Raw genomic sequence first — 10,417 nt, 5'->3', positions numbered from 1 at the left:
GCCTCCTCCTACTCGATTTTTAAATTTGGAGTCGTTGTTTTAACGGAACTTGTTTAATTCAAGCGGAAGCGGGCGATCATTTCACAGTTGGTCGCGGTATCGATCTTTTCCACCATAGAGGCAATTTTAGGGTTTGGGTGGCGTTTCATGAAATCGATCAGCGCTTTCTTACAGCAACCAATAGAATCGATAAAGCTTGAACATTGAGTATTAGGGCACTGAGGGATCAGTGTGAGTACCTTTTCAGAAGCCAGTTGAAGATACTTGAGCTCGTATTCAGTGTCGCCAGCCCAACGCCAGAATTGAGCAAGATTGTGGCAAGAAATCACCGAGATCAGTAAGCGTTCATCGGCTTGAATATCGGTGCGTTCTGTAATTTCTTCACTTAAGTTCAAAGCCTGCTGATAATGAAGAATACTTCGTACAGGATCGTCGAGCTGCAATGCAGTATCGGCAAGTAACGTGTGTTTTTCCCATTCGCTAATCATTGTATTACCTCACTAATCAATAGGTGGTTAATTTAAATGATAATCATTATCATGTAAAGTTTCATCAATGAGATTGTTAAGAATAATTGGTGAAGCATATCGATTATGGGGAGAGTGATAAAAAAGAAGCGAGCATAGTGCTCGCTTCTTTTTTATTTCATCAGGCGTTCAAACTCAACTTCTCAAAGAGGTTAAGGAATTAACCTTCTAGACCTGCGCTTGCTTGTTTGTTCTGAATCAGCTCAATCATGTAGCCATCAGGATCTTTAACGAACGCAATGTGTGTAGAGCCGCCTTTAACCGGACCCGCTTCTCGCGTTACGTTGCCGCCAGCTGCTTTAATCGCATCACACGTTGTGTAGATGTCATCAACACCGATAGCAACGTGACCAAAAGCAGAGCCAAGATCGTATTCCGTGGTGTCCCAGTTGTAAGTCAGCTCAATCACTGCGCCTTGAGATTCGTCGCCAAAGCCAACGAAAGCCAGTGTGTATTCGTACTCTTTGTTTTCGTTCTTACGTAATAGCTGCATGCCCATTACATTGGTGTAGAACTCGATAGACTTGTCTAGATCACCCACGCGTAGCATGGTGTGTAAAATACGACCGTTTGACATGATTTGCTCCTAGCTTGTTATTGGTTGTTTCTTTTATAGCACTATATATGAGCAAGCTCATAAGCAACACCAAAGAGATGATGAGTTTGGTCATATTTTCTTATTCTCATCATCTATCTTACTCTCCCCCTCTGCCTTTTTTCTTATTTGTATTACAAGAAATTAAAGAGCGACGGACTTATTAATTTGTCAGTCACTAGCGCTTAATTCGCAGTTTTGCATAAATAGTAAGTTTGAGTGTTGGTCTTTTTTGTAATGGCCAAGAATGGCCTTGGTTGTTGAATTGTGACTTATATCTCCATCTTGTTGCTGATTTCCTTTCGTTTTTACAATTGGCATCTAACTTTCCATTTTATCAATTTATGATTACGCCAACATCTCCCTGTTTATAGAAAGGTTATTCCGATGTTTTACTTCGTTATTAAGGAATTTTCGATAAAATACGCCGATAACCAATGGTTTTTACGAAAGTGCAAAGGGTGTCTATTTTTTGTGCTTATCTTTTTTAAACAATAGTTTGGGCTTGTATTGTTTGTTTTATGTTTGATGTTTGATGTGGTTGTGTTTTCAAAGTAGTTGTCAAGTGTGTATCAAGTGTATCTTTTGCGATCTTTGCTAAATAGACAATCCTTACTATATAGTTTTTCAAGCGCACCAAATCGACTAAATATTCACTTTTGATTTGTGCGATTTTTCTATCACATAAGAATAAGTATTATTTTATTACATTAGCCTCGGCGTGAGGCATTGATGTGGAGTACTCAAATGACGAGTAAATGGTTTACACAACAAAGTTCAGATGTTTTAAACGAACTGAACGCAGATCAAACGACAGGTTTATTAACTTCTGAAGCGGATGCACGCTTAGAGAAGCACGGCACTAACGAACTGACTGCACAAGAGTCAGCTTCTGCGTGGGAACTGTATATTCATCAATATAAAAACCCACTGATTTTTATTCTAGCTGTTGGTGCAATCGTTTCTTGGTCTACTGGCCACGCGATTGATGCTATGGCTATTGCAGTGATTATCCTTATCAATACTGGTATCGCGTTCTGGCAAGAATTTAAAGCTCAGAAAGGGATGGAAGCGCTAAAAGAAATGGCAGCTCCAGAAGCCGAAGTGATGCGCGATGGTAAATGGATCAGTGTTCCAGCTAAAACCCTCGTTCCTGGTGACATCATCAAAATTAATACTGGCGATATTCTGCCTGCTGATGTTCGTATTCTTGAGTCAAACCGTCTGACGGTAGATGAGGCTGCACTGACCGGTGAATCTGAGCCAGTGAATAAGCAGTCTGAACGCCTTGAAGATGAGACCCTTGGTCTTGGCGATCAGAAAAACATGGGCTTCATGACAACAATCGTGACTACAGGTACAGGCCTTGCTGTGGTAACAAGCACAGGTATGCAAACTGAAGTTGGTCACATCGCTGATATGATGAACCAAACGGAAGAGACGAAAACACCAATGCAAGAGCGTATGGACACCATCGCACTCGCATTATTGGTTGTTGCTCTTGTGGTTGTTGCTATTGTTTGTGCTATCGGTGTTTACCACGGTATGCCATGGTTAGAAATCCTAACAACAGGTATCTCTTTATCGGTTGCCGCTATTCCTGAAGGTTTACCAACGGTGGTTACTATCGTATTAACGATGGGCTCGACTAAGATGGTTAAGAATAATGCTTTGGCTAAACAGCTAGCAGCAATCGAAACGCTTGGTTCTACAACCGTTATCTGTTCAGATAAAACCGGTACGCTAACACAAAACCAAATGCAGGTGATGAAAGCGTACGATGTGTCTGGTCGTTACTGGGATGTGTCAGGTAAAGGTTTTGACCCTAAGGGTGAATTCATTACCAAAGGTCACAATGTCGAAGCGACAAACAGCCCTGCAATGATGAAAGGTCTTGTTGTTGCAACGCTTTGTAACGATGCTGAATATGTAAATGCTGATGGTAAATGGACGGTTCGTGGCAACCCGACAGAAGGTGCACTAATTGTTGCAGCTGCAAAAGCAGGTCTTAAACAAGATGAAATGCTATCAACGGGTGGCTACTCAATCGTTAAGAAGTTCCCGTTCGATTCTGGTCGTAAGATGGCTTCTGTTATCGTTCGTGACCCACAAGGTAAGCACTTCCTAGCATTGAAAGGTGCGCCAGATGTTGTTCTTGGTAAATCAACCAGCTTCATGGTTGACGGTGGTTTCGTACCAACGGTTGGCTGTGAAGTTTCAGGCAACTTGGCTCTCGATACCGCACCGTCTCAAGAGCTTCATTTAAACTTTGAAGCGGCAATCCAAACCTTTGGTGGTGATGCTCTGCGTACACTTGCCGTTGGTTTCCGTGAATTAAAAGAAGAAGAGCTTGAGTTAGATTTCCCTGAGCTTGAAAAAGACGTCAGCATCCTGGGTATCTATGGCATCATGGATCCACCACGCCCAGAAGTACGCGATGCAGTAAATAGCTGTTATAGCGCTGGTGTTCGTACGGTAATGATTACCGGTGACCACGCAGTCACGGCAGCAGCGATTGCTCGTGAAATCGGAATCATCCGTAGCGAAGACGATCTAGTGGTAACGGGTGCTGAGCTTGACCAAATGGATGACGAGAAGCTGTTGTCTATCTGTTCTCAGGTTGCAGTATTTGCCCGTGTTACTCCAGAGCACAAGCTGCGTATCGTAAAAGCGCAGCAAGAGAACAATGAAGTTGCCTCTATGACCGGTGACGGCGTGAACGATGCGCCAGCACTGCGTCGTGCAGACATTGGTGTTGCGATGGGTATTACAGGTACGTCTGTTGCGAAAGACTCAGGTGACCTTATCCTGTTGGATGACAACTTCAGTACTATCGTGAAGGCGGTACGTCAGGGTCGTCAAATTTTCGATAACCTACGTAAGTTTATCCGCCAAGCACTTACAGCGAACGTGGGTGAGGTTTCGGTAATCCTATTTGCATTCCTACTCATGGGACCAGATGTAGTACTTCCGCTAACTCCACTAATGATTTTATGGGTTAACCTCGTTTCTGATGGTCTACCAGCACTCGCACTCGGTGTTGAGCCAGAAGAGAAAGATCTCATGGAGCGTAAGCCAGGCAAACGTGACCAAGGCTTCTTCTCTAATGGTCTAGGCGCTCGTATCCTAACTCGTGGTCTCGCATTAGGTGGTCTAAGCTTTGTGACATTCTCTTACGCACTCGACGGTGGTTACAGTGCTCAATACGCACAAACCGTTGCGTTTTTAACACTGATCTTTGCTCAACTTTGGAGCTTGTTCGATGCACGTACGTTTACAACGATTTATCGTAAGAATCCGTTCACTAACCACTACCTACTTGGTGCGGTGGCAGTATCGGCTATCTTGTCTTTAAGCGTTGTGTACACAAGCTTCGGTCAGTTGGTATTCAGCACAGAAGCGCTAGAGTTTAATCACTTAATATCGTTAATCTTCATTGCAGCAGTACCAACATTTGTTCTATCTGCTATCAAAGAAGTGACTAAAGTGGAGTTTATCTAAGACAGACTTCTTAGCTAAATAATTGAATCCCGCCATAAAAGGCGGGATTTTTTATGCCTGTTGTCTTGGGAACGCAGAATTAGAAGTGAAAACTTATGTAGAGGCGGATTCTAGAGAGTGGCAATAAAAAAGCAGCGCTTTAAGCGCTGCCGTATTGATTAATCGTTGTGAACGGAAAGACTAATCTTCGCTCTTTTCTTTGAAGTCCCCTTATATCTACTAAAAACTAATTTCACTGAGTGGGTGAGTGAGTGCAATTCCCACTATATAAAGGCTAACAAGACCTTTGTATCTCAGTTTTCCTTTACGAAAATTGAATAATTTGTAAAGTCAGTGTTTTTGTAGATGAATTTTGTTCAAAATTACCGCTACCATTCTTTACAAAAATAGTAGCAAATTAAAAACGATTGCTCTATGAAATTTCTTTCGAGAAGGCTTTGTAAGGTGATGGCCTCACTGCGTGAAACCATCACCCTGCCAAAAGGGTATTTAAGGAAAGGATGGTAAAGTAAAATAATAAAGCCACTCCTGACGCTCGCACAGCTCACTACTCGCTAGGCATTTATGATTTTCCTTGACCATCGGTATCACACTCTTAGAAGAGCCTCCGCAACTCGCTTTTGGACAGAAATGAGTTTAGGAAATCCAAAACTTAGCAAAGCATCAATTAGTATAAGTATGGAAAGTCGCTTAACTCATTCTTCAACATTGATGAACTAATAAGTGTAATGAAATGCACTAGAGCCACGATACTAGTGCATTTCTTACTTGCTTAAGCGGCTTCACTTAATCTTAAACTTTCATAATAATCTTCAGCTAGTGCAGTCATCTTAAATTCAGCTTCTACGCCAGCAATCTTCTCCACGGCTTCTTTGATATCGTCTAAATCGACATTAAAGAATTCTTTACGAAGATTGACAGCGTTAACACGTTGAGAACTAAATTTACGATGTAATGCTGTTTCGAGTGCAGGTGCGTCATCCGTATAGATCATAGCGTGTACGTCAAATGGGAATGGTACGCTGGCATCTCCAAGTTCTTTAACCCTATCCATCGGCTCTAATCTACGTGTTAAGCCGATCTTGTAAACATCTTCACCAAATGAGCCAATATTACTTATTACGTAAACATGGCCCTTACGGGTCTGCTCAGCCATACTCTTAGCTCTTTCTTCTTTGGCTTCAGCTTCAGCTAGTTGTTGCTCTAGAAGAATTATTTTCTGCTCCATCTCACTGCGTTCTTGATCAGTTGCTTTGGCAAGCTCTTCCTGAGCCTTGTTGAGAAGGTTTCGATACATCTTTTCTTCTTTCTCGGCATCAGCTACTGCTTTTTCAAACTCTTTAATTGCTCTCTGCTCTTCCCGAATTTGTTCTTTGATCAGTTTCTGTTCCGCGACTTCTTCCTGCTTCTTCAGTGTGTATTGGTACTGAAGCTTACATTCTTCGAACTTAAGCTCGACATAGTCGATGTCAAAGCCACACTCAAGTGTCGCTGCCGACTTTTCCAAGGTATTTGCTAGTTTCTCGATCCGCTCCAGCGTTCGACCAAATGAGCTAGGTGACACCTTGCTAATTAACATGTCGCATTCAATGTTGAAAGCTGTGAGCATCAGCTTAACCTGACCATTAAGAATTTTCTTGTTGAATGCATTGTCACTTGAAATAACAGTTGTTTCTGGGAAAGTAATAGCTGTCTTATCTTTGATCATATCTTTCTGTTGCTGTCTGATATCTTTAATTTCTTCAGCATATCGAACTGATGTCTCGTATAGATATTTTGGCATCTCAAAGTGGCCATGAGCAGTGTATTCATCAAGGCGTGAATACAAATCTATCCCCCCCATCAGCTGATTAAGGTCAAGCTCACCCTTTTCAATCTTACTATTAAGCTCACCTAAGCTGCCCTTAATAGCTTCAAGGGAGGCTTGCTGCTCTAGGATACTAAGCTGAAGCGACTCATCTTGTCCTTTTAAAGCCTGCAATTCATAAGTCTCAGCACTCACATCAGAAAGCTCTTGTTTTGCGTTCTTAGTGGATTGTTTTACCAACTCATTAGCTTCTGTCTGTGCTTCAAGTTCTTTCTTAGCTTTTGTTAACGCTTCATCGAGCGACTTATACAGACTAACTTTTTTGTCTGCTGATCGTTTTGTAAAGAAGTAGGTGAGCAAAATCGCCACGAAAGAGATTCCCGCCAATAGCAGTATATTGTTATCCATTGTTTATCTTAAGACCTCTTGTATAAATTGCTTTCTAAGGGCTGCTCGATCTTCGCAACGCTCTAGGTATTCTTCATTTGCACCTACCAAGGCATCTTTGAAAGCTTGCTTTGCCGCTGACTTTTGTAATTTCACTTGTTTCTTTAGTTCTCGCTGAGCTTCACGTACAGATCTTTCATGTTCTCTAAGTGCTTGGGCTTCAGCACGCTGGCGAGCTTTATCTCTGCGTTGAGCGTCACGAGCAGCTTGCTTGCTTGCTCGATCTATCGCCTTAGCAACCTTCACAACGGTTCTTAAACCACTACCTCTTCTAGCCAATGTCTGCCTCCTTTGAGTAAGCCAATACCGAGTTGGCGATGGTAACATAATCAATTTGACTGGTTTTTTACTTATATCAAATAGATTGAATAATATATCCCTATTTTCAGGTCCAACTGAAGGTTAAATCGTTCTTGCGACCCCATAACTTAGCTTTGTTGCATTGCAAAAATTGAACTAATAGTACTATTTTGTAGAAGAGCGCTGCCGAGTTGAATCAAGAAGTCAGGTACTTCTGAGGTAGAAAGTGCCACGGGTAAAAATTCAGCCAGTGAAGGCTTTGGACAGAAATGTGGTACTAGAAATCAAATATTAGCAATGCATGAATAACATTTTATAGGGAAAAGTTAGTGTGAGTGGCTGGCGGTGAATACGTATTTCTGTGATTGCGATACCTCGTTTCGGTGCAAGGCTAGAAGTGATCGGATAATCCTGAGGAAATGACTGTTCGGAATGATCCAAAATATGCTGTGAATAGGTCTGAAGCAAGAAGGAAAAGGCTCGTATTAGCGAGCCTTATATCTATCAATGGATAGGAACGACGAGCTTACCACTTCTTGCTAAGAGCACCTCGTCTTTAACAACAAATGCCTCTACGAAGTGATTCCCTTTATAAGAGGTTGTTTCTTCTTTGATTTTTCCACCGATTTCAAACCCGCCTCGTAATTGACCTAACCTACTCGCTTCTTCTCCAGTGTTAGTGATTTGCCAATATACGTCTGAGCCGAGAGGAATATCATCTGTAACCATGAACTTAAGCGAATAGTTCCTGCCAAAAACAATTTGCTGGACAGCTCTAGCAAACGGATTGACGCTATTTTTATTACGATACTCAACATCTAAGTTGACACTCTCAACGTTCTCCACTTCTTCCCATCTGTGGTGCGCGCAGTGAGGAGGAATAGGGAAGTTAGGCTGACTTGCTTCGTCCAAAATTTCATCATAGGTAGTTGCTGTGGCTGACTTCTTGGTAACAGAATGAAAACTATCTCCGAACACACGACGCCATTTTTTTATAGACTCAGTTCGATCTGTCTCATCAAATGCATCTTCTATCCAAGATCTATAATCGCCGATCTTTGTTTTGAAATTCGCATACTTTTCTTCATTCCAGTGTCGAGTAAACGTTTCTTCGGTTCGTACTGGATTGACTATTTCTGGCATTGAATCGTGAAAGCTCAAATAATCATCCAAGCGGGTAAAAATTGTCTTTAAGGTGGTAGCAATATCTTTGAAGTCATCACTATTAGATTCGTAGTCGTGAACCATATTACAAATCAAAGTGGTTAAAAGTATTGATTTACATGAAAACGTAGTTTTTATGTCACGAAGATACTTGATAAGGCGAATACATTTAATGAGGTTGTTGTTACCTACCACTGAATTCTTGTCGGCGACCCACTTCTTGTATGCTTCAGGGTCAGTAAGCTCAAATTCATTGGTGTGTCTATTCGCAATCAAATATTGTGTATGATTACCGAACACGGTTTCTGTTACTTGTACAATACATGGAACAACATCGATGTGAAAATCACCTGAATAATCAAGATAAACACAACGAGTGTTATAGTGAACCATATCTTTATAGATACTTGACCCCTTAAAAGCCTGATGAAGTTTTGTGATGTAGTCTTTAGGCTCCCAATTATCATTTTCGTCCATAAAGAAGACTATATCAGCGTCAAATTCTTTGTGTTTAACTGGCTTGATAATCGTCTTATGTCCGTATGACCCCTGAGGCGAGGCGTTTCTAAAAATCCCTTTAAAATCGTCGTGATCTTTTACATACTTCTCAACAGACACCGAAGTGGTAGTAACCTTGTTAACTCGAGCTTGATTGAGATTGACCACTCCTGTGAGGAATTCAGTAAATATTTTTTGATGTTTCACATAGTTTCCTTACTTAATTAAATAGCTAACTTCTTGGTCTTTGTTTATTTGTAATGACCAAGGGTAACCAGCACCATCGAAGTGATGTACGTTTATCTGTTGACTAAGGTGATTTTGATTAAACTCCGCCCCTATGCGCATTATTAGCGAGGCTTGAGCCATAAGGGTCAAATGAACTTCAGTAACGTGGGGATACTTCTTAAGAAGAGTGTTATTTATTTCGGTTCTAAGGGAGGCAACAAAGTTTGATTGCTCTACATCTGAGAACATATTTCCAACGCTTCTACTTTCAACTCTATAAGCAATAGCGCGATCTAACTCTAGATCTTCAAAAAAGGTCTTTAAGTCATTATCAAAAGAGACTTCTATCGAAATGCCTAGCGTTGTTACCTGAGAATCTAGGACCTCCGGCTTTTTCATAATTTCTGAGCACTCTAATTTTTGACCTCTACTTCTAGCATCTCGACAGTCTAACCATCGTTCCTTATGTTTCTTCTTGTTGTCACGGTTCCAGCAGTAGTAATTAACTAAACGCTTATTTCCAACCAAGTAACCTAAAGTAAAGCAATGCGGAACATGAGCTATAGCTCCTAAAGCGAGTGGCTTGCTTGGTTCAAAGCCATTTAATTTCTGAAGTGATTCGTCGTAAAACTTCTGAAGTTTGGCGCATGATTCTTTTAACCAGTCCTCAAGAGTCTGCTTTCTAGACTTCCACATGAAAAGGTCATCATGTAACCCAGCAGGTTCGATTGTGGAACTAAAACTACTGCATAGGGTTGGAGCGGCAGCCCCATCTAAGCTTCTTAAATCGATACTCTTTGCTCTGTTCTTTGAGGCTGACTCACCAAATAGCATTGCGTAAACTTCAAAGAAGAATCCTACGACGATCATTACTATTGAGACATACACACCTACCAACGTCGCAATTTCATATGTTGAGTCAGACGCTGTATCAATGATGAATGAGTACTCACCATTGCTAAACTGAAATGCAAGTGAGCCAATAGCAGTAAGAGTAAAGAGCTTTATGCCTAAGCCCATAAGATAGCGCGAACCTGAAAGTCGGCGCTGACAAATTACATAACCAAAATCAAGTAGTTGATCTATCCACTTCAAACTTCAAGTCCAATATATAGAAAGTAATTGATTCTAACCTATAAGATACTTATTGAGTATTGATGTATGTATATAAATGCACATTTATATTTGGTTGTGTATTCGTTTGTACAGACTTTCACCCCGTATTACATCTCGGGGATTAACAGCGAACAACGTAAGAAGAATGGATAACTTTTAGTATTGCAAAAGCTCATTAACAGGATATGAACGAGTAAAAGCACTAAGTAGAAATGGTCGGGTAGACGACACTTG

At 41.1% G+C, this 10,417-nt stretch carries 7 protein-coding genes; 1 reads left to right on the top strand and 6 read right to left on the bottom strand.

Annotated features, from left to right (window positions below; all coding sequences use genetic code 11):
- Nucleotides 1-53: 53 nt before the first annotated feature.
- Together AB4209_RS22125 and gloA are read right to left on the bottom strand one after the other, a co-directional pair.
- Nucleotides 54-488, bottom strand: coding sequence for a DUF2753 domain-containing protein (locus AB4209_RS22125; protein ID WP_004734047.1), 435 nt, complete (start codon nt 486-488; stop codon nt 54-56).
- A 199-nt stretch (nt 489-687) separates the two neighbouring features.
- Nucleotides 688-1,104 (bottom strand): lactoylglutathione lyase, encoded by a 417-nt coding sequence (gloA, locus tag AB4209_RS22120; protein WP_372057402.1) that lies wholly within the window; start codon nt 1,102-1,104, stop codon nt 688-690.
- Between the two features lie 765 nt (nt 1,105-1,869).
- Here gloA and AB4209_RS22115 point away from each other — a divergent pair.
- Nucleotides 1,870-4,623, top strand: a complete 2,754-nt coding sequence (locus tag AB4209_RS22115; RefSeq protein ID WP_372057400.1) for a cation-translocating P-type ATPase — start codon at nt 1,870-1,872, stop codon at nt 4,621-4,623.
- A 772-nt stretch (nt 4,624-5,395) separates the two neighbouring features.
- On the opposite strand, the gene AB4209_RS22110 is transcribed toward AB4209_RS22115, so the two are convergent.
- The 4 genes from AB4209_RS22110 to AB4209_RS22095 all read right to left on the bottom strand — a co-directional run bounded on the left by AB4209_RS22110 (nt 5,396) and on the right by AB4209_RS22095 (nt 10,162).
- Entirely contained in the window at nt 5,396-6,838 is a 1,443-nt protein-coding gene (locus AB4209_RS22110) for a DUF4041 domain-containing protein (RefSeq protein ID WP_372057398.1), read from the bottom strand.
- Between the two features lie 3 nt (nt 6,839-6,841).
- Nucleotides 6,842-7,156 (bottom strand): hypothetical protein, encoded by a 315-nt coding sequence (locus tag AB4209_RS22105; RefSeq protein ID WP_102338697.1) that lies wholly within the window; start codon nt 7,154-7,156, stop codon nt 6,842-6,844.
- A 525-nt stretch (nt 7,157-7,681) separates the two neighbouring features.
- Entirely contained in the window at nt 7,682-9,046 is a 1,365-nt protein-coding gene (locus AB4209_RS22100) for an SMODS domain-containing nucleotidyltransferase (protein ID WP_372057396.1), read from the bottom strand.
- 9 nt (nt 9,047-9,055) lie between these two features.
- Nucleotides 9,056-10,162 carry an SAVED domain-containing protein gene (locus tag AB4209_RS22095; RefSeq protein WP_372057394.1) on the bottom strand — a complete coding sequence of 369 codons (1,107 nt, stop codon included), beginning with the start codon at nt 10,160-10,162 and terminating at the stop codon, nt 9,056-9,058.
- Nucleotides 10,163-10,417 lie beyond the last annotated feature (255 nt).

The sequence above is a fragment of the Vibrio sp. 10N.286.48.C11 genome, from assembly GCF_041469805.1.
Classification (GTDB): Bacteria; Pseudomonadota; Gammaproteobacteria; order Enterobacterales; family Vibrionaceae; genus Vibrio; species Vibrio crassostreae_C.
Note: the sequence above shows the minus strand (reverse complement) of the source record. Positions and strands in the feature narration are given on the sequence as shown.